Here is a 21,273-nt window from a genome sequence, read left to right on the forward strand (position 1 = left end):
TTGATCTCATATGATTTTAACTGGCTCGCCCTAGGATTGCCAGCCTACCGCGCCTCTGCGCCGCAGCGCAGCACCCTTGCACAGGGGCGCAAAGCGCACTAGCCATGCGGCGAATTTAACGGACCGGAGAGAGATCCATGGCCAGACCTAAGATAGCACTTATTGGTGCAGGACAGATTGGTGGCACGCTTGCACACCTCGCAGCATTGAAAGAATTGGGCGATGTTGTCCTATTCGATATTTCCGAAGGCACGCCTGAAGGCAAAGCCCTCGACATCGCGGAATCTGGTCCGTCTGAAGGATTTGATGCGGCAATGTCCGGCACGCAATCCTATGAGGATATCGCTGGCGCAGACGTTTGCATCGTAACTGCTGGTGTTCCACGTAAGCCCGGCATGAGCCGCGACGACCTGCTCGGCATCAACCTCAAGGTGATGAAATCTGTTGGCGAAGGCATTCGCGATCACGCGCCAGATGCGTTTGTTATCTGCATCACCAACCCGCTTGATGCGATGGTTTGGGCGCTGCGCGAATTCTCTGGCCTGCCACACAACAAAGTATGTGGCATGGCGGGTGTTCTTGACTCTGCACGCTTCCGTCACTTCCTTTCAGTAGAATTCAATGTCTCCATGCGCGACGTGACAGCCTTCGTTCTGGGCGGCCACGGCGACACAATGGTTCCGCTTGAGCGTTACTCAACAGTTGCAGGCATTCCATTGCCTGATCTGGTCGAAATGGGTTGGACAACACAGGACAAACTGGACGCAATCGTTCAGCGTACCCGTGATGGCGGCGCAGAAATCGTTGGCCTGTTGAAAACTGGCTCCGCTTTCTATGCACCTGCGACATCCGCGATCGAGATGGCCGAAGCCTTCCTCAAAGACCAAAAACGCGTTCTGCCATGTGCGGCATACGTTGACGGCGCATACGGCCTTGATGGTTTCTACGTTGGCGTTCCGACAGTGATCGGTGCTGGCGGCGTTGAGCGTGTGGTCAACATCAACATGAACAAAGACGAGCAAGCGATGTTCGACAAATCAGTTGATGCGGTTAAAGGCCTCGTCTCTGCTTGCAAAGAAATCGATCCTTCCCTCGCTTGATCACAAGCTTAGACTGTGATTCCAATGAACGCGCAGGCATCAACGCCTGCGCGTTTTTTTTGGATAAACATATGTTACTTAGATTGACCACCGCACTGGCCTTCGCCGCAAGCTTCGCCACAGCGCAAACCAATTTACCAAGCCTAGAACATCAAGGGATCGCACCGCGTATTGAGGCGTTGGACGCAGCCGCCCCTGATACGCAAATGGAATTGGCGTTTCTCAAATCACTGCGCGCACTTGAAAAAGCAGCCCAGACCCAAACACGGCAAGGCCTGGGTAACGGTTTATCAAACATACCATTCTTGAATTTTGCACCTCGCAACCCGTATGCGCCCTTTTCGCCTCGGCCAACGCCCGACGCTATTCGCAGCATATCCCAAACGCTTATCGCTGACCTAGACAGTGCTCGCAGCGCATTAGATGCAATTTCCGATCCCTCTGCTGCCGAGTTCGTTCTCAACGCAGAGCATCTTTGGTTCGATTTCGATCAAAATGGCGGACGCGGCAAAGATGAAACAGTGACAACAGCGATGCGCCCAATACTTGGCCGCAGAGCGATGCAAATCGCGAAAGAGCAAGCCAAAGCCAACGGCGCGCCGATCATTATCCGGTTTGACGAAGCCGATATTTATTGGCTGACGGCCTATACGCACATCCTATCGGCAATGGCGCACATGGTTTTAGCGTTTGACCCGACGCCAATCATTGAAGACCTAGAGAAAAGCCGTGCAACACTAGCCGATGCGCCAACGATTTTACCATTCGAAGATCTCACATCTGTTCGTCGAGACATTGCCAAACTAAAAGAAGCGCAAACAAAGCTGAAGGCAAAGGCCAAAGAGCTTAGCGCTGAAGTGAAACCTCTGCAAAGCGTAAGTCAGCAGATTTACAAAGACATCAGGGCAAGCCAAGATCCCGCGCGAATTGCGACGCTCAAGGCTGAACAAGCAGAAATCAAATCGAAGATCGAGACCCTAACAAGCGCTCAACGTAAACAGCGGGCGGAACAACGCTGGAACCGCGCGGAAATTAGCAGCCTAGAGGCCAAACTTCCTGCCGATCCCAAAAAACGAAATCGCAATTCGATGCGATCTTACGAGCCAATCATAGACTCGATCTACATTCTCTTTGAGGTGCTGCGCCAAGATCCTGATAAATTCCACCTTGACCGCGCGCGCGTGCATTGGGCTGAAATGATCCAATCGAACCAGAAATTTTGGCAGGTGGTAGCGCTTGAGACGGACAATAATCGCGAATGGGTGCCGAATGCTCAACAAACGTCTGCACTCGGCATAACACTCCCCACAGAAACGATGCAAACATGGCAGAACATCCTCAAAGAAGCCGATGCAGTTGTCCAAGGTAAACTGCTCATCCCGCATCCACTGCTACCTGACGGTATGGGTATAAGTTTGAAAGATTACTTCGAAACCCCTGCGCCGCTGGATATTTTGGGGTGGTTTCAAGGCCGATCTGCCTACCCCTATGCGCGTCATGGTCAACGGATGAGTTCCACCAGTTGGCAGCGCTTGCAACGCCTTTCGAATGGCAGCGCATCGCTTTTTGCAATTTTCCTCAACTAGAAGACGATTCGTAATTTCGTCGCGAAACCTCATGGCATCATTATTTGTGATCACATGATTTTTACGTGTGATCACAAATGTACGAATTATCGACCCTGCGGCATTTTGGCGTTTAATTCGCTCTTAAGACCCCCACTATAGAGGCTAGCAATCGAAGCAAGACGGGACCGTTTCTAATGAACATCCACGAATACCAAGCCAAAGCGCTGCTCAAGAGCTACGGCGCACCGGTTTCAGACGGCCGTGCCGTTCTGAAGGCGGAAGATGCCAAAACAGCTGCTGGCGAAATGGACGGCCCGCTTTGGGTTGTTAAGGCGCAGATCCACGCAGGTGGTCGCGGCAAAGGCACATTCAAAGAAGCCGACGCAGGCGAAAAGGGCGGCGTTCGCCTTGCCTTCTCTGCCTCCGAGGCGGCTGAAGAAGCCAAGAAAATGCTTGGCCGCACATTGGTGACGCACCAGACTGGCCCAGCGGGCAAGCAAGTCAACCGCATCTACATCGAAGACGGTTCTGACATCGAAGAGGAACTCTACCTCGCGCTGCTCGTTGATCGTCAAACATCACGCATCTCTTTCGTCTGCTCCACAGAGGGCGGCATGGACATCGAAGAGGTTGCAGCAGCGACCCCTGAGAAAATCGTAAGCTTCTCTGTTGATCCAGCGACTGGCTACCAGCCATTCCACGGCCGCCGCGTTGCATTCTCGCTCGGCCTTAAAGGCGCGCAGGTCAAGCAGTGCGTTACGCTGATGGGCAACCTCTACCGTGCTTTCGTTGAAAAGGACATGGAGCAGCTGGAAATCAACCCGCTGATCGTTCTTGAAGGCTCAGGTGATCTCAAAGTTCTCGACGCAAAAGTTGGCTTTGACGGCAACGCGGTCTACCGCCACGCCGACGTTGCTGCACTGCGCGACGAAACAGAAGAAGACCCAAAAGAGCTTGAGGCGTCCAAGTACGACCTCAACTACATCGCGCTCGACGGCGAAATTGGCTGCATGGTCAACGGTGCTGGCCTCGCGATGGCGACAATGGACATCATCAAACTCTACGGTGCTGAGCCTGCTAACTTCCTCGACGTAGGTGGCGGCGCGACCAAAGAGAAGGTGACAGAAGCGTTCAAAATCATCACCTCCGACCCGCAGGTCAAAGGCATCCTCGTGAACATCTTCGGCGGCATCATGCGCTGTGATGTGATCGCGGAAGGCGTTGTCGCTGCGGTGAAGGAAGTCGGCCTGAAAGTTCCACTCGTTGTGCGCCTTGAAGGCACAAACGTGGAAGAAGGCAAAGCAATCATCAACAACTCCGACGTTGACGTGATCGCAGCGGACGACCTGAAAGACGGTGCACAGAAAATCGTCAAAGCGGTGAAAGGATAATCCCATGGCTGTTCTCGTAGACGAAAACACAAAAGTAATTTGCCAAGGCCTCACAGGCTCGCAAGGTACATTCCACTCCGAGCAAGCGATTGCATACGGCACGAAAATGGTTGGCGGTGTAACACCCGGCAAAGGTGGCACTACTCACCTTGACCTGCCTGTCTTCAACTCCGTGCATGAAGCGCGCCACGTCACAGAAGCGAACGCTTCCGTGATCTACGTGCCTCCTCCCTTCGCGGCGGATTCCATTCTTGAGGCGATCGACGCCGAGATGGAACTGATCGTTTGCATCACCGAGGGCATTCCAGTTCTTGACATGATGCGCGTTCAGCGCGCGCTTGAAGGCAGCAAAAGCCGCCTTGTTGGCCCGAACTGCCCAGGTGTGATCACGCCTGACGCGTGCAAAATCGGCATTATGCCCGGTCACATCCACAAGCGCGGTTCCTGCGGCGTTGTTTCCCGCTCCGGTACACTGACGTATGAAGCTGTAAAGCAGACTACAGACCTTGGCCTTGGCCAGTCTTCTGCGGTTGGCATCGGCGGCGATCCCATCAAAGGCACCGAGCATATCGACGTGCTAGAGATGTTCCTCGCGGACCCAGAGACGCAAAGCATCATCATGATCGGCGAAATCGGTGGCTCTGCTGAAGAAGAAGCAGCGCAGTTCCTCGCGGATGAGAAGAAAAAAGGCCGTTGGAAGCCAACAGCCGGTTTCATCGCTGGTCGCACGGCTCCTCCCGGACGCCGCATGGGCCACGCTGGCGCGATTGTTGCGGGCGGCAAAGGCGATGCGGAAAGCAAGATCGAAGCGATGCGCGAAGCGGGTATTGTTGTGGCAGATAGCCCAGCAACACTTGGCGAAGCTGTGATCGAAGCGATCGGCTAAACCCAAAGAACCAAACGCTTGGGCCTTCTTGGCCCAAGCCATCCAACGTTTGGCCCTGACAAGGGCCGCATTCAGGAAACGGCCCCTTGCAGGGAGAGCAAGAATGACAGACCAAAGCCCCAACGACGTGTTCCACGCCTCTTCTTTTATGCAAGGCCATAACGCCGAGTATTTAGAGCAGCTTTATGCGCAATATGCGAGCGATCCCAATGCGGTTGACGCGGCATGGCAGGATTTCTTTTCCCAGCTTGGCGATGCTGATCTGGACGTAAAGGCCGAGGCCGCGGGCCCCTCTTGGGCGCGCAATGATTGGCCGCCTGTTCCGAATGATGATCTGACCGCTGCGCTTGATGGCCAGTGGCCAGCGCAGCCTGAAACAAAGGCCGCGGGCGACAAGATCAAAGCCAAAGCCGCCTCCAAAGGCGTTGAAGTCAGCGACGAGGCGATCAAACGCGCCGTGCTGGATTCCATCCGCGCGCTGATGATCATCCGGGCATACCGTATTCGTGGCCACCTTGCAGCGGACCTTGATCCGCTCGGTATGCGCGAAGCGTCCAATCACCCAGAGCTTGACCCAAAGTCCTACGGTTTCACAGACGCCGACATGGATCGCCCGATCTTTATCGACAACGTTTTGGGTCTGCAGATCGCATCCATGCGCCAGATCATCGAGATCGTGAAGCGCACCTATTGCGGTACATTCGCACTACAATACATGCATATTTCCAATCCCGAAGAAGCGAGCTGGCTCAAAGAGCGCATCGAGGGTTTAGGCAAAGAAATCCAATTTTCTCGTGAAGGGCGCAAAGCGATCCTGAACAAGATGGTTGAAGCCGAGGGTTTTGAGAAATTCCTGCATGTGAAATACATGGGCACCAAACGTTTTGGCCTAGATGGCGGCGAAAGCCTGATCCCAGCGATGGAACAGATCATCAAACGCGGCGGCGCGCTTGGCGTTCAGGACATCGTGATTGGTATGCCTCACCGTGGGCGCCTATCGGTTCTTGCCAACGTGATGAGCAAACCCTACCGCGCGATTTTCAACGAATTTCAGGGCGGTAGCTTCAAGCCAGAAGACGTTGATGGCTCTGGCGATGTGAAATACCACCTCGGTGCCAGCTCCGACCGTGCTTTTGACGGCAACTCTGTTCACCTCTCTTTGACGGCGAACCCGTCTCACCTTGAGGCTGTGAACCCTGTCGTTATCGGCAAGGTCCGCGCCAAGCAGGATCAACTGAACGACGTCGACCGCACCAAGGTCATGCCGATCCTGTTGCACGGTGACGCGGCCTTTGCCGGTCAAGGTGTCGTGGCGGAGTGTTTCGCGCTGTCTGGCCTGCGTGGTCACAAAACCGGCGGCACAATGCATATCGTTGTGAACAACCAGATCGGTTTCACCACTGCGCCGCATTTCTCGCGCTCGTCCCCTTATCCAACAGACAATGCGCTCGTTGTTGAATCGCCTATCTTCCATGTGAACGGCGACGATCCTGAAGCTGTTGTTCACGCGGCTAAAGTTGCGACAGAATTCCGCCAGAAGTTCCACAAAGATGTTGTGATCGATCTGATCTGCTATCGCCGCTTTGGTCACAATGAGGGCGACGAGCCCATGTTCACCAACCCGGTGATGTACAAAAAGATCAAAACACATAAAACCACGCTCAGCCTTTATACCGAGCGCCTTGTGAAAGACGGCCTCATCCCCGAGGGCGAGATCGAAGACATGAAAGCCGCCTTCCAAGCACATCTCAATGATGAGTTTGAGGCAGGCAAAGACTACAAACCCAACAAGGCCGATTGGCTGGACGGAAAATGGTCTCATCTTGATCGCAACAAGGACGATTATCAGCGTGGCGAAACAGCGATTGCGCCCGAAACCATGGCCGAGGTCGGCACCGCCTTGACGCGTGTACCTGACGGTTTCCCACTTCATAAAACCGTTGGTCGTCTTCTTGATGCGAAAAAGAAGATGTTTGAGACGGGCGAAAACTTTGATTGGGCAACTGGTGAAGCACTCGCATTTGGCTCGCTTCTGACCGAAAACATGGCCGTGCGCCTTTCGGGTCAGGACTCGACACGCGGGACTTTCTCTCAACGTCATTCAGGCTTGGTTAACCAAGAAACCGAAGAGCGTTACTACCCACTCAACAATATCCGCGAAGGTCAGGCGCGTTACGAGGTTATCGACTCGATGCTCTCGGAATACGCGGTGCTTGGGTTCGAGTATGGCTACTCCATGGCGGAACCAAATGCGCTGACCCTGTGGGAAGCCCAGTTCGGCGATTTCTCAAACGGCGCGCAGATCATGTTCGATCAGTTCATCAGCTCTGGTGAAAGCAAATGGCTCCGGATGTCTGGTCTCGTGGTTCTTCTGCCGCACGGTTTTGAGGGCCAAGGCCCAGAACACTCCTCTGCCCGCCTCGAGCGGTTCTTGCAGATGTGTGGTCAGGACAACTGGATCGTTGCGAACTGTACGACGCCCGCGAACTACTTCCACCTGCTGCGTCGCCAGCTGCACCGTAGCTTCCGTAAGCCGCTCATCTTGATGACGCCGAAATCTTTGCTGCGTCACAAACTGGCAGTCAGTAAAGCGGATGAATTCACGACAGGTTCCAGCTTCCACCGTGTTCTCTGGGACGATGCACAATACGGCAATTCGGACACCACACTGGTGGCAGATGACAAAATAAAACGTGTCGTAATGTGTTCAGGCAAGGTCTATTATGACCTGCTTGAAGAGCGCGACGCGCGCGGCATCGACGACATCTACATCCTACGCTTTGAACAGTTTTACCCTTTCCCTGCGAACTCCGCGGTGAAAGAGCTAGAGCGCTTCAAAAATGCGGAAATGGTTTGGTGTCAGGAAGAGCCTAAGAACCAAGGTGGTTGGACCTTTATGGAGCCAAACATCGAATGGGCTCTCGGAAAGGCCGAAACGAAACATCAGCGTCCTGTTTATGCAGGTCGCACGGCGTCAGCGTCACCTGCCACAGGTCTCGCCAGCCAGCACAAAGCACAACAAACAGCGTTGATCGACGACGCGCTGACATTGAAAGGGAAATAACCCATGAGCACTGAAATTCGCGTCCCAACATTGGGCGAGTCGGTCACAGAGGCCACCGTTGCAACATGGTTCAAAAAGCCCGGCGATGCCGTCGCGGTTGATGAAATGCTCTGCGAGCTGGAAACGGACAAGGTTACTGTCGAAGTGCCTGCAACAGCCGCTGGCACCATGGGCGAAATCATCGCTGCAGAAGGTGACACAGTAGGTGTTGACGCACTTCTTGCAACTATCGTTGAAGGTGAAGGTGCTGCAAGTGCACCTGCTGCAGCGCCAGCCGCCGCAGCCCCTGCAAGCGCTGAAAGCGTTGACGTTATGGTCCCGACATTGGGCGAGTCTGTGACAGAAGCCACAGTCAGCACATGGTTCAAAAAGGTTGGCGACACAGTCGCTCAGGACGAAATGCTCTGCGAACTTGAGACAGACAAAGTCTCCGTAGAAGTGCCTGCACCTGCCGCTGGCGTTCTTTCAGAGATCACAGCGCCTGAAGGCGCAACAGTTGATGCATCTGCCAAATTGGCGGTCATCGGTGGTGCGTCCGCAACCGCTAGTGCAGCCCCAGCTGCTGCGGCTCCAGCCGCCGCGCCTGCGGGCGGCAAAGACATCGAAAACGCGCCGTCAGCTAAAAAGGCAATGGCGGAAGCTGGCATCAGCGCCGACGCTGTGACCGGCTCTGGCCGCGATGGCCGCGTGATGAAAGACGACGTCGCAAAAGCATTGGCAGCAGCACCTGCTCCTGCCGCTGTGGCACCTGCACCGCGTGCACCTGTACCTGCGGATGATGCCTCACGCGAAGAACGTGTTAAGATGACCCGCCTTCGTCAAACCATTGCGAAGCGCCTGAAGGAAAGCCAGAACACAGCGGCCATGCTCACCACTTACAACGAAGTGGACATGACCGAAACAATGGCGCTGCGTAAAGAGTACAAAGAACTCTTCGAGAAGAAGCACGGCGCGCGACTTGGCTTTATGTCTTTCTTCACCAAAGCATGCTGCCATGCGTTGAAAGAAGTGCCTGAAGTAAACGCCGAAATCGACGGAACGGACGTTGTTTACAAAAACTTCGTTCACATGGGCATTGCCGCAGGCACGCCAACAGGTCTTGTTGTTCCGGTCATTCGCGACGCTGACAAAATGTCCTTTGCAGACATCGAAAAAGCGATTGCTGAAAAAGGTAAACGCGCGCGCGATGGTAAATTGTCTATGGCAGAAATGCAGGGCGGTACGTTCACCATCTCTAACGGCGGTGTTTATGGCTCGCTCATGTCATCTCCGATCCTGAACCCACCACAGTCAGGCATCCTAGGCATGCATAAAATCCAAGATCGTCCAATGGCGATCAACGGCCAAGTTGTGATCCGCCCGATGATGTATCTGGCACTGTCCTACGATCACCGTATCGTTGACGGCAAAGGCGCTGTGACCTTCCTTGTCCGCGTTAAAGAAGCGCTCGAAGATCCACGTCGCCTTCTTATGGATTTGTGATCTACCGCGATGGCCTATTTGAAACCTCAAACGCTGACCTGCCCAGATTGCGGCCTCAGCGCAGAGGTCAAATGGGTGATCGGTGTTGGTCCAACTAGCAAACCCGGTCAGACGCCTTCCCGGCGTCTGCACCACATCAAACCGTTCATTCGTGATGCTGATCACGCGAACACTTTGATCTGCCCAGATTGTGGAGCGATCGTAACATGACCCTTCGCGAAACTTCAGCCGTCGTAGCCTGCATGCGCAATGAAGGTCCGTTCATTCTGGAGTGGGTCGCGTATCATCGAGTGATAGGTTTTGATAAGATCGTGATCTGCTCGAATGATTGCACCGACGGGTCGGCGCAATTGCTTGATGCTCTGCAAGAGGCAGACGCGATCGTCCACCTCCCGCACACAGTTCCAGCAAATTCAACGCCCCAAGATAGCGGCATTCAAACGGCCTTTGCTTACTTGAGCGAAACCGATACTGAATGGCTCGCGCATATCGATGCTGATGAATTCATCAACATCGGCCTTGGCGACGGAACCGTTTCTGCCCTGCTCGCAAGCGCGGGCGAAGGCGACGTCATTGCCCTGCCCTGGTGGGCTTTTGGGGATAGCGGGCACATCCAATACCCTGGCAACATTCTTGAGGCATTCACCTTAGCAGAAGACAAGCCAACGCCAGAGCGTTCCAAGTTCAAATCTATGTTCCGCTTTCGTAAATTTGCTCATGCAAATGACCATATGCCGAAAGATCCGAAAGTCGCAGATCCTGACGTGCGCGCCGCCAACGGTGCGCGCCTCAAAGACGAGGGGCTATACGACAAAAAGCGCGCTAAATACCACCCGCTTGAGCTGGCGCTGCGCCCAGAGGCGGCTTGTATCAACCATTATGCAGTGCCCTCTCGTGATGCATTTTTGCTGAAAAATGATCGCGGTGATGGGCAAGGCAAAGCAACTGACAAATATTACCTCGGTTCGCGCTGGCACGATATTGCAAACCAAAACCAAAAGCCGAATCTGACAATCCAGCGGCACCTTGCGGCGACCAAAACTGAACGCGCGCGCTTGCGTGGTATTCCCGGGATCGCGGCTAAGGAAGCGCATTGTATCGATTGGTTTAACGCGCGTTGCCAAGACTTGCTTACCCAAGATCAAATCGACACGTGGAGCAAACCTCATGCAAGGAGCAAACGCGCATGACCCCTGAACTCACAGCCCTTACGCTCGCTGCTCTGCTGCAAGTGTTACAATTTAGCGCGTATTCACTAAGCTCGATTATGCAGGTCGGCGTGCGCAAAGCCGCTGGACCACGCGACACACAGATCGAGCTGACAGGCACCGCAGGTCGCCTTCAACGCGCGATGAACAATCACTTTGAGGGGCTCATTCTATTTACCATTGCGGTGGTTGTCGTAACATACACAGATCAGTCCAATGCGATAACAATGCTCTGCTCTTTCGCCTACCTCGCAGCGCGCATTCTCTACATTCCCGCCTATGTGTTTGGCCTCGCGCCATGGCGGTCTCTCATCTGGTTCATCGGACTAATTGCGATTGTTGTCATGCTGCTCTCCGCACTCTTTTAACCCTTCATCTTGCCCAATAAACTCAGGGGAAGGCTCGGCCTAGCCAAGACGCGGCAACGTTCCTTCCCCGCCCTCTAAACTAAGGAAACATCATGTCTGACTATGACGTTATCATCATCGGTTCTGGTCCTGGCGGCTATGTCTGCGCTATTCGCTGCGCACAGCTTGGCCTCAAAACAGCCTGCGTCGAAGGTCGCGATACGCTCGGCGGCACGTGCTTGAATGTCGGTTGTATCCCCTCCAAAGCCTTGCTGCACGCCTCCCACCAGCTCCATGAAGCAGAGCACAACTTCGCTAAAATGGGTCTCAAAGGCAAAAGCCCTTCTGTCGATTGGAAGCAAATGCTGGCCTACAAAGACGAAGTGATCGAAGGCAACACCAAAGGCATCGAGTTTTTGTTCAAAAAGAACAAAATTGATTGGCTCAAGGGTTGGGGCTCGATCCCAGCTGCGGGTCAGGTCAAAGTCGGTGACGAGGTACACACGGCCAAAAACATTATCGTCGCGACAGGATCAGAAGCATCAGCGCTACCCGGTATCGAGGTTGACGAAAAGACCGTCGTGACATCGACAGGCGCGCTTGAGCTTGGCAAGATTCCGAAGAAAATGGTCGTGATTGGCGCAGGTGTGATCGGCCTAGAGCTCGGATCTGTTTATGCTCGCCTTGGCGCGGAAGTGACCGTTGTTGAATTTCTCGATGCGATTACTCCGGGCATGGACGCCGAAATCCAGAAAACCTTCCAACGTACATTGACCAAGCAAGGTTTGAACTTTGTCATGGGCGCAGCGGTTCAAGGCGTTGAAACGAGCAAGACCAAAGCAAAAGTCACCTACAAACTGCGCAAAGACGACAGCGAGCACGTGATCGACGCGGATACCGTTCTCGTCGCAACAGGGCGTCGCCCTTACACCGACGGGCTCGGCTTGGAAGAATTGGGCGTTGAGATGTCCGAGCGCGGGCAGATCAAGACCGGTAGCGATTGGCAAACAAACGTTAAAGGCATCTACGCGATTGGCGATGCTATCGCAGGTCCGATGCTGGCACATAAAGCCGAAGACGAAGGTATGGCAGCAGCTGAGCAAGTCGCCGGCAAGCATGGCCATGTTAATTACGGTGTCATTCCGGGAGTGATTTATACAAGCCCTGAGGTGTCTAGCGTTGGCGCAACCGAGCAAGATCTGAAAGACGCGGGACGCAACTACAAAGTCGGCAAGTTCTCTTTCATGGGCAATGGCCGTGCAAAGGCGAACTTCGCCGGCGAAGGCTTTGTGAAAATCCTGGCGGATAAGGACACGGACCGCATTTTGGGTGCGCATATCATTGGCCCTGCTGCCGGCGAATTGATCCACGAGATTTGCGTTGCGATGGAATTCGGCGCATCGGCAGAGGATCTGGCCATGACGTGCCATGCACACCCCACCTATTCAGAAGCCGTACGCGAGGCGGCACTGGCATGTGGAGACGGCCCCATCCACTCTTAATAAAAAGGTCCAGATCCTTCTGCGAAGGATCTGGACGCACTTCAATTTTGACGACATTGATAAAAGATCCTTCGCAGAAGGATCTCAAATAGAAAGTCTTCGCAGAAGACTTTCCTAGCTCTCAAACCCAGCTTCACGCATCAACTCGTTCGAGCGCGCTTCAACCCGCTCTTCTAGAATCTGCATGAAATCGTTTCTCTCAAGCCCCGCCTCTATCGGCTCCAGAAACTCAACCACAGCGACACCGGGTTTCCGATAGATGCCAGTGCGAGGCCAAAACACACCAACGTTGGTGGCCACCGGATAACAAGTCTGCCCGAGCTGCTCATAAAGAACGCCAGTTCCCACTTTGTAGGGTTTCTTTGCCCCCGGCGCGACGCGTGTTCCTTGACTATATATGATCAACTGACCCGGCTCTATCTGACCTGCTTTTACATCGCTCACCATTTTCTCAATCGCCGCTCCGCGTTTACCGCGATCTACCGCAATACAGTTAAGCAATTTGGCGTATTGCCCTATAACCGGCGTCCACAGAATTTGCTTTTTCATAATGAATTTGCCAGCTGGAATAGCCGTAAAGATCATCATGATATCTAGAAAACTCTGATGCTTCGCTGCGATCAGACCTTCATCAGTTGGAGGTGTTCCCCGCACTTCGACCTTCAATCCGACCATCCATCGCGCAGTCCAAAACACCCAGCGGCTATAGGTCTTGCAACAGGTTCGTGCACCGCGCCGCGAAAACATCGCCCAAGGCGCAAACGCCAGCCCAATAACTGGCATCATAAAATAGATTTGCCCGACAAAAAGCAGCGATCGCAGCCATTGAATAGGGTTTTTCTTATCGTTCATGTGAGACTCCGTAGCGTCGTTCGAGCGGCCATACGCGTTGCGAAAAAGGCGACAACCCCTGCCAGCAAAGGCACGAAAAGCAAAAGTAGCCATTGAACGCCCTGCAATCCAAGCCCTGTCAAGAATCCACCTTCACTCGATGCCGAGGGCAGCAGCATAAGCGCAAGCGCTCCAATGAATGTACCTGTTGCAGACCCGATCAAGGCCCTCAAGGTAAATCGGCGCACAAATGCGCGCGCGATGTAACTGTCGCGCGCACCTACCAATCGCATTACCGCAATGACTTGCGCATTCGCAGCAAGAGCCGCATTGGCAGCAAGTGTGATCATCGCTCCCGTTGCGAGCGCGATAAGCAAGATTGACAACCAACCGAGCAAACGCAATGACCCTGCCGCGGATACCAATGGCGCGCGCCAACGCGCGTGGTTATCCAAAACAGCTCCTGGCACCTCGCCTGCCAGACGCAGACGCAATCCGTTGCTGTCAAAGCCATCTGAGGTTTCAACAATTTCAATGATCTGTGGCAAAGGAAGTGTCTCAAGGGGAAGCTCTGGGCCAAACCAAGGAGCAAGCAACTCGCGTTGTTGTTCAAGCGTCAACGCCCGTGCACTTTGCACGCCTTCGGTTGTCCGAAGCACATTCAATGCAGCTTCGGTCTGGGCGACCATTTGTTCCAAAGGGGCCGAAATGCGCACCGTCGCGCTGCGCGCAAGCTCATCGCTCCAACGACTGGCCAATCGACCTGACGCGAGCGAAAGCGCCAGCGCAAAGACGACCAAGAAGGCCATAGCGCCTGATGTGAAAACGGTTAAACGAACCGTAAACCCCGTTGGCGGCACAGCGCGATCCGCTTGGGCGTCACCAATTGCAAAGTCCAGGATTGATTTAAAAGCGCTCACAGATCCGCCCCCGCAAGCTGTAGTCTTCGCCCTGAAATTCGCAAAACACGCGCCTGAACTTGGTTTTTTGCCGCTCGGATCAATCCTAGGTCATGGGTCGCTATCATGATCGTCTTCCCCATGCGATTCAGCTCAATCAACAAGGTCAGCAAACGCTGAGACATTTCCCAATCCACATTGCCTGTTGGCTCGTCAGCCAAAATAACATCAGGCGACATGATGATCGCACGGGCAAGAGCGGCGCGCTGGCGTTCTCCTCCAGATAGCTCAGGCGGAAGGGCATCAGCGCGCGACGTTAAACCGACCCAACCCATCAATTCCTTTAGGTTCGCATCATCATCCAGCGCTTCTTGTCCGCTTACAACTAAGGGCAGCCCCAAATTCTCACGCAGACTCAGATGATCCAAAAACTGACAATCCTGATGAACGACGCCAACGCGCCGTCGCGCCAGCGCGATGTCATCGCGGCTCATGCCCCGAACGTCTTCTCCAAAAATGCGCACAGTCCCAGAAGTGGGCACCAAGGCTCCGTAGCACAATTTCATGAATGTTGTTTTGCCAGAACCCGATGGCCCCGTGAGGAAATGAAAAGAACCCGGCGCAAGACGCAAGGAAACTTCATTGAATAGCTCGCCACCACTGTAGCTATGGGCAACTGAATCAAACTCGATCAAACGACATCACTCCTCGCACTGCCAAGTTAGGCCAGCGTTGCACTGTTGTGCCTCAGCATGCGGCAGGATTCAATCGCTCGCGCAAGGGATCGCTCGAATGGGATTTACCATATGCCTTTGTCGTCATAAGGTGCGGATTGAAAAGGGCTCTTTTGGGCTTCTAGGACACTGAGAATTCAGGGTGAGAGTATGCGTTTGATTTGCCCGAACTGTGGGGCCCAATACGAAGTGCCTACAGAGGTCATTCCAACTGAAGGGCGTGATGTTCAATGCTCGGCCTGTTCTAACACTTGGTTTCAAGCGCACCCCGATCACGATGCAGCCTTAGCCGATGAAGTGGATACGCCAAGCGTTGAGCCTGTTACGCCTCCGCCCGAGCCCGCGTTAAATCAAGAGCCAGAAGTCGAAGAAGCTGACAACCAACAGCCCCCGATGCCACAGGTGACCAAGCGCGGACTAGATCCCCAAGTGTCAGATGTTTTGCGCCAAGAGGCCGAATTTGAAGCTGCCGCGCGTGCGGCCGAGCAATCAGCCCCGCTTGAAAGCCAACCCGATCTGGGTTTGGACGCCCCAGCCGAAGACGAAGGCGCACGCCGTGCACGCGAAGCGCGCGAGCGCATGGCCCGCATGCGCGGCGAGCCGGTTCCAGACGAAGTAGCGGTCGCCGCTGTAACCGCTGCGGCAGGATCACGCCGAGAACTGCTGCCCGATATCGAAGAAATCAACTCGACCCTGCGTGCCTCTGGCGAGCGCCGCAGACCTGCTGAAGCCACCGATGCCGACTTGCCCGGCACGACGCCGCGCATTCGCCGCAAGCGTCATGGGTTTAAGCGATCGTTCTTTGGCGTGTTGCTCTTAGCGCTGCTCGCAGCATGCCTTTACGTTTTTGGCCCAAAAATTTCGGCACTGGTTCCCGCACTTGAGCCATTGATTGAACAGTTTACGCAGGCGATCGAAGGCGCACGCTCTTGGCTCGCAGAGTCTGTAGATAGCGGCTTGGCATGGCTAGACAAAATGGCTTCGGAAAACCTCTAGGCCCAACAGTCGCCTTTAGAAGCGGTCCAGCAAACGCTTGAGATAGTCGCGTTCGCCCTCTGGACGCGCACCCTCGCCGCTTCGTTTGCGTATTTCATCCAGCAGCTCTCTCGCGCGGCGATAAACGTCTTCGCCTTGCAATAGGCCTTCGTCAGTTCCGGCCTGACCTGACGCGCCGGGACTGCGCCCCAAGGGATCACGCTGGCTGCCGCCTTGACGACCCTCTGCTGTGCCTTGCTCACCTGCTGGACGCTCGGACTGGGCCAAAGCCTCTCCTAGATTACGCATGCTATCGCGAAGCGCATCCATTGCTTCGGCTTGTTGATCAATTGCACCGGGCAAGTCATCACGGCTTAACGCCTCACCTGCGCCGCGCATTGCTTCTTCCGCACGGCGAAGTGCCTCTCGCGCAGCATCGCCAGCTTCCGTTCCCGCGCCAGGCAAAGATCCCTGCTGCCGCTCAACTTCTCTGCGCAATTCCTCTTGCCGCTGCGCCAAACCTCCAGCGCCGTTTTGCGCGCTTTGACGGTCTTGGCCTTGCCCTGATTGACCTTCGCCTTCCCCCTGACCTTCGCCAGAGAGGCCATCATGTGACTGCCCACGCCCCTGCCCGCCGTTGCGGCCCTCATTTCCTTCATTTTCGCCCGCTTGTGCATTAGGATTGTGCTGCTCTTGCAGATCGCGAAAGGCCTGATCCGAAAGACCCTGCTGATCGCGCAAAGTGTCAGCGAGCCCTTCCATTGCCTGCTGCCCTTCGGATTGCTGGCCTTGACCTTGCTGCCCTTCTGCAATCTGCATGTTCTCCATCATCTCTTGAAGCTCTTGCAGCGCTTGTTCAGCTTCGGCCATGCGGCCTTCTTCCATGAGCTCCTGAATGCGGTCCATCATCTTTTGCAGATCATCTTGTGTCATCTGCATCGCGTTGTCCTGCCCGCTTGGGGATTGCTCTGGATCCTCACCGTTGCGAGCGGCTTCGCGTTGTAACTGCTGGATATAATTCTCATTGGCACGGCGCAGCTCGTCCATGAGTTCAGCAATCTCATCATCGCTTGCGCCATTCTTCATGGCTTCGGATAGGCGTTCTTGCGCGCGACGCATCCGCTCCAGAGCGTCCTGTACATCGCCCTCTTCAATCAAAAGCGCCAGTTCCCACAGTGCTTGTGCGGCCTCGTCACGCGTTTCATTGCTAAAACTGTCAAAAGCAATCTGGGTTTCCATGCGCCTTAGTATTACGCGCAGACGCAAATATGCGGTTTCAGAGCGGAAGATGTCGTCGGGCCGATGAGACATCGCGCGCAACATTTGTGTGACCGCTGAAGCGTTCGCTTTGGACCATAAAAGCCACTGACGTTGCTCAACAATTGCGCTGGCGAGCGGGTCAAAAAAGCGTCGCCCGGGAAGCACCATATGTGTTGTATGAGCGTCAGAAGCCTGCCCTTTTGCATCTGTTACGCTAAGTGTCATTTGCACAGGAAGATTAGCAAAAGGATGCTGGGAAAAATCACCGAACAGGGTTTCAGAAAAATCACTGCGATCGCCTGAAATAGGCAGCGGAAGATCAAGCGTGATCGCCTCGCGCGGCTCGGGATCAACGCTAAGCCCATAGCGGCGCACGATAGATTGCAAATCCAGATCAACGACCGCGGTTCCCGAAATCACCTCATAATCGTCCGACGCGGCAAAGGGCAGGCTCATCACGCCTTCTGCCGAGCGATCAGGCGCGCCCGTCACCTCAACACGTGGCGCGGTATCCGGCGTCACGGTGAAATCCCATTTGCGCCCATTCACCCCTGCAATTTCGAGTTGACCGCTTTTATTAGCAAGAAAGTTCTGCTCGGGGTCGGCGACGCTACCAGTGTTCTGAGTGCGCGCTGAAATGGTTTCCGTGACTGTCAGCGCGCCTACTTCACCATAAAGGCGTACCGAAATCTGGCTGCCCTCAGGCACGGTGATACGGCCCTCTTGATCGTTCAAATATAGGCTCGGCTTGCCTGTATAGGCGGGCGGTTCGATCCAGCCTTCCCAAACAGGTCCACCCGCCACATCCACGGTGCCCTGCGCGATGTCTGTGACCGAGGCCACGCGCCACACCGAGCCGAACATCAACGCAACGGCTAACAGAAGTGCTGCAACATAGCGCAGCGCGTAAGGATCGCGCGCAGCTAGTCTGATTGTCGGAGCAACAGCCCGCGCATTCGCCGCACGCGTCGCCATCCGCTCCTGATGCACACGCCAAACCGCTTTGGACGCCTCATCTTGCGGCCCAATCGCTTGACTATCCATCAACGCTTGGATCGGGCGACCCTTTAATGTGCTATCTAAACGCGCCAACGCCTCGATGCGTTTTGGCAATCGAAACAACACAAAGCCGCGGATGAGGAAAAAGGCGGCCGCAATACAGGCGCTTACGCTGAGGACCCAAATCACTTCGATTGGCAGGCTTTCATGCCAGCCCAGCATCAATGCGCCCAGCACCGCGATCACAAGACTCCAGAGCGGCCATAACGCGCGCGCGGCACGCTCTGTTGTCATCCCGATCCACGTCAACGCCAATGGCACGCGCAACCGCGCGAGCGCTTTGGAATGCCGGGATGTGCCTTGCGTCATTCGCTACTCCCCGCTCACATATGCGGGATGCACATTAGAGCCATTCGGGGATCGTATCGCGGTTTATCATTTCTTCAAAGGTCGGACGTGACCGAATGACAGCGAATTGATCGCCTTTCACCAAAACTTCGGGAATGAGAGGCCGCGTGTTGTATTCGGACGCCATAACAGCGCCATATGCACCCGCTGATCGGAACGCCACCAAATCACCAGATTTCAGCGGCGGCATCTCGCGCCCTTTGGCAAAAGTATCGCCACTCTCACATACGGGCCCAACGATATCATAGGGCTGCCGAAGCACCCCTGCTTCTGGTTCGATCACAGGAATAATATCGTGATGGGCTTCGTACATTGCAGGGCGGATCAAATCGTTCATCGCCCCGTCAATAATAAGAAATTCCCGATCCTCACCAGATTTCACGTAGATCACTTCGCTGACCAAAAGGCCTGCGTTGCCTGCGATCAAACGACCGGGCTCAATCTCGATCTCGCAACCCAGATGGCCCACACATTTCTTGATCACAGCGCCATAGTCTGTTGGCAGCGGCGGAGCCTCATTCGAGCGCGCGTAAGGAATGCCTAGCCCGCCTCCGAGATCGAGTCGCTTGATTTCATGTCCATCGGCGCGAAGTTGCTCAGTCAGCTCTGCGACCTTGTTGTAGGCCGCCTCAAACGGGGCAAGATCGGTCAACTGGCTGCCAATATGCACATCAATGCCGATAACTTTCAGACCCGGCAAAGACGCGGCCAAAGCATAGACTTCGCGCGCGCGGCTGATTGGAATGCCAAACTTGTTCTCGGATTTACCCGTTGCGATTTTGGCGTGGGTTTTTGCATCCACGTCGGGGTTCACACGGATCGTGATCGGGGCTTGAAGGCCAAGCTCGCTGGCGATTTCAGAAATGACATGCATTTCTGGCTCGCTCTCTACGTTGAACTGGCGAATCCCGCCGCTCAGCGCCAACCGTACTTCATCGCGAGTCTTGCCAACGCCAGAAAAAACAATTCGATCGCCGGGAACACCCGCCGCCTTTGCGCGCGCGTACTCGCCACCCGACACAACATCCATACCAGCGCCGAGCGCCGCAAGCGTCTTCAGGATTGCCTGATTAGACGCTGCTTTCATCGCATAGCAGACCAGATGATCCATGCCCTCAAGCGCGTCATCAAACAGCTTGAAATGCCGCTCAAGAGTTGCAGTTGAATAGACATAAAACGGCGTACCGACGCTTGCAGCGATTTCGCTGATCGGGACATCTTCGGCGTAAAGCGCGCCGTCGCGATAAAGAAAATGATCCATGCGCGCGTGAATAATGACAATCACGCGCGCATTCAATCTGATAGTGTAGACGCTCCCCTGTCATCTTTGGGGGAACATCAGCCTAGCCAAACCTGTGGCACGGCTGTTGTCTTATATTTGCTGCTCTTTACGCAGTTTTTTGAACTCTTCGGTGCGCGTTTTCAGGATAGCTTGCGTGCGCGCCGCAACCTTATCGAACACAGGAGCGAAGTCTTCGTTCTTAATGCCGCGATCATGCGCCAATTGATACAGCGTATGGAAAGGGTTCGCGTTACATTCGATGATCACGGGACCATCTTCGCCGACCGCAATGTCCCACCCAAAAACACCGAACTCGGGGAACATGCTATGGCCTTGGCATGCGACCTCTTTGATTTTGTCCCAATGCGGGACTTGGAAACCAGCAAAGCTCTTGCCTGAAACGGGGTGCTGCTCAAGAATCTGGCGATCAAGCCCACCGCCCGTAATCGCATGGCTGACTTTGCCCGTTTCTGAATCCACCGCGCCCAACATTGAGCCCGATTGCCAAAAGTTGTCTGACATCGCTTTGGGGGATGGGATTTTCCAAACTGTGTACAGTACGCGTGGCGCGCCATCTTCGATCACCGTGACAACGCGCATCGTGCCAACGGCCTGACCAGCCAGCGCAGAAACAGCGTCATGTTGCTGGACTGCACTTTGAAAGGTGAAACCCTCTGGGTAGTCCATGATCACTTCTTCCGCGAATGCATCAATGTCAAAGGCTTTGCCATTGCCCATCTCGACCAAGCCCTTTGCCGCATCGATCCCTGTCAAAAGCGCTGAACCCACGGACTTGGAGCCCTCCAATGGCTTGGCGAATACAGGATAACGCGCCTCGCTGCGTAGGAACCGCGCAACATCGGCTGGCGTACGAAGCGTGTTGATCGCACCAAACCCGCGCTCTGTATGCGCAACGGCCTGTGTTTCCGTTGTCGGCATATCCATGCCACGCAGCATCGTCGTGTAAAGAACCTTGTCGCGGATAAACGACCGCTTATCGCCAAGTTTCGCAGGCGACAGGCGTAGGTTCAAATGATAGCTGCCCTTCTCGCCGACAAACTGAAGCTTTTCTTCAGCAGTAAGGTCTGTGCGATAGTGCTGGGCGGCATAGTATTCACCAAAGGAAATCCCTGCTTTGCGATCAAGGCGGAACATCTCGCGCATTTGTTTGATCGGGCTGACACCAAATTGGCGCGCCACTTCGACGATCATTTTTGATGCTGGCATCGCCGCCTTTTCCGGCGCGGCCAAAAGGGCTTTTTGCGAATGGACTTGGGATGCGTCGATGCTGCTCATGGGATTTATCCTCTGTGTGTTAATTGCCTACTCACACAAGA

Annotated in this window: 17 protein-coding genes; 11 read left to right on the top strand and 6 right to left on the bottom strand. The window is 54.7% G+C overall.

Going from position 1 to position 21,273, the window contains the following annotated elements; translation table 11 throughout:
- Positions 1-137 precede the first annotated feature (137 nt).
- The 10 genes from mdh to lpdA all read left to right on the top strand — a co-directional run bounded on the left by mdh (position 138) and on the right by lpdA (position 12,548).
- Positions 138-1,100 (top strand): malate dehydrogenase, encoded by a 963-nt coding sequence (mdh, locus tag ACRBCU_RS08720; protein ID WP_431364993.1) that lies wholly within the window; start codon positions 138-140, stop codon positions 1,098-1,100.
- Between the two features lie 71 nt (positions 1,101-1,171).
- Complete coding sequence (locus ACRBCU_RS08725) at positions 1,172-2,686, top strand: hypothetical protein (RefSeq protein WP_431364994.1); 1,515 nt, start codon at positions 1,172-1,174, stop codon at positions 2,684-2,686.
- Positions 2,687-2,862: 176 nt separating this feature from the next.
- Positions 2,863-4,059, top strand: a complete 1,197-nt coding sequence (sucC, locus tag ACRBCU_RS08730) for an ADP-forming succinate--CoA ligase subunit beta (protein WP_431364995.1) — start codon at positions 2,863-2,865, stop codon at positions 4,057-4,059.
- A gap of 4 nt (positions 4,060-4,063) precedes the next feature.
- Positions 4,064-4,945: a succinate--CoA ligase subunit alpha gene (sucD, locus tag ACRBCU_RS08735; RefSeq protein ID WP_431364996.1), complete on the top strand. Its 882-nt coding sequence runs from the start codon at positions 4,064-4,066 to the stop codon at positions 4,943-4,945.
- Between the two features lie 103 nt (positions 4,946-5,048).
- Entirely contained in the window at positions 5,049-8,009 is a 2,961-nt protein-coding gene (locus ACRBCU_RS08740; protein WP_431364997.1) for a 2-oxoglutarate dehydrogenase E1 component, read from the top strand.
- Between the two features lie 3 nt (positions 8,010-8,012).
- The gene (gene odhB, locus ACRBCU_RS08745; RefSeq protein WP_431364998.1) at positions 8,013-9,491 is read left to right on the top strand and encodes a 2-oxoglutarate dehydrogenase complex dihydrolipoyllysine-residue succinyltransferase; all 1,479 of its coding nucleotides are present in this window, start codon (positions 8,013-8,015) and stop codon (positions 9,489-9,491) included.
- A gap of 9 nt (positions 9,492-9,500) precedes the next feature.
- Positions 9,501-9,701 carry a hypothetical protein gene (locus ACRBCU_RS08750; protein ID WP_431364999.1) on the top strand — a complete coding sequence of 67 codons (201 nt, stop codon included), beginning with the start codon at positions 9,501-9,503 and terminating at the stop codon, positions 9,699-9,701.
- The gene (locus ACRBCU_RS08755) at positions 9,698-10,681 is read left to right on the top strand and encodes a glycosyltransferase family 2 protein (RefSeq protein ID WP_431365000.1); all 984 of its coding nucleotides are present in this window, start codon (positions 9,698-9,700) and stop codon (positions 10,679-10,681) included. The genes ACRBCU_RS08750 and ACRBCU_RS08755 overlap by 4 nt, the downstream gene beginning before the upstream one ends.
- Positions 10,678-11,067, top strand: coding sequence for an MAPEG family protein (locus ACRBCU_RS08760; protein WP_431365001.1), 390 nt, complete (start codon positions 10,678-10,680; stop codon positions 11,065-11,067). The genes ACRBCU_RS08755 and ACRBCU_RS08760 overlap by 4 nt, the downstream gene beginning before the upstream one ends.
- A gap of 92 nt (positions 11,068-11,159) precedes the next feature.
- Positions 11,160-12,548, top strand: a complete 1,389-nt coding sequence (gene lpdA, locus ACRBCU_RS08765; protein ID WP_431365002.1) for a dihydrolipoyl dehydrogenase — start codon at positions 11,160-11,162, stop codon at positions 12,546-12,548.
- 114 nt (positions 12,549-12,662) lie between these two features.
- Here the strand turns inward: lpdA and ACRBCU_RS08770 are convergent, their stop codons facing one another.
- Genes ACRBCU_RS08770 through ACRBCU_RS08780 form a run of 3 tightly spaced genes read right to left on the bottom strand, consistent with a single transcriptional unit; the run spans position 12,663 to position 14,973 of the window.
- Entirely contained in the window at positions 12,663-13,400 is a 738-nt protein-coding gene (locus ACRBCU_RS08770; protein ID WP_431365003.1) for a lysophospholipid acyltransferase family protein, read from the bottom strand.
- Positions 13,397-14,299, bottom strand: a complete 903-nt coding sequence (locus ACRBCU_RS08775; RefSeq protein ID WP_431365004.1) for a cell division protein FtsX — start codon at positions 14,297-14,299, stop codon at positions 13,397-13,399. The genes ACRBCU_RS08770 and ACRBCU_RS08775 overlap by 4 nt, the downstream gene beginning before the upstream one ends.
- Positions 14,296-14,973 (bottom strand): cell division ATP-binding protein FtsE, encoded by a 678-nt coding sequence (locus tag ACRBCU_RS08780; protein WP_431365005.1) that lies wholly within the window; start codon positions 14,971-14,973, stop codon positions 14,296-14,298. Before ACRBCU_RS08780 ends, ACRBCU_RS08775 begins: the two co-directional genes overlap by 4 nt.
- Positions 14,974-15,162: 189 nt before the next feature.
- Here ACRBCU_RS08780 and ACRBCU_RS08785 point away from each other — a divergent pair, with 189 nt between their 5' ends.
- Entirely contained in the window at positions 15,163-16,008 is an 846-nt protein-coding gene (locus ACRBCU_RS08785) for a zinc-ribbon domain-containing protein (protein ID WP_431365006.1), read from the top strand.
- A 15-nt stretch (positions 16,009-16,023) separates the two neighbouring features.
- On the opposite strand, the gene ACRBCU_RS08790 is transcribed toward ACRBCU_RS08785, so the two are convergent.
- From ACRBCU_RS08790 to ACRBCU_RS08800, 3 genes are all read right to left on the bottom strand, one after another.
- Entirely contained in the window at positions 16,024-18,615 is a 2,592-nt protein-coding gene (locus ACRBCU_RS08790; RefSeq protein ID WP_431365007.1) for a TIGR02302 family protein, read from the bottom strand.
- 34 nt (positions 18,616-18,649) lie between these two features.
- Positions 18,650-19,915, bottom strand: coding sequence for a diaminopimelate decarboxylase (gene lysA / locus ACRBCU_RS08795; RefSeq protein ID WP_431365066.1), 1,266 nt, complete (start codon positions 19,913-19,915; stop codon positions 18,650-18,652).
- 111 nt (positions 19,916-20,026) lie between these two features.
- Positions 20,027-21,232, bottom strand: coding sequence for a sugar-transfer associated ATP-grasp domain-containing protein (locus tag ACRBCU_RS08800; protein ID WP_431365008.1), 1,206 nt, complete (start codon positions 21,230-21,232; stop codon positions 20,027-20,029).
- Positions 21,233-21,273 lie beyond the last annotated feature (41 nt).

The sequence above is a fragment of the Planktotalea sp. genome, assembly GCF_050633725.1.
In the GTDB taxonomy this organism is placed as follows: Bacteria; Pseudomonadota; Alphaproteobacteria; order Rhodobacterales; family Rhodobacteraceae; genus Planktotalea.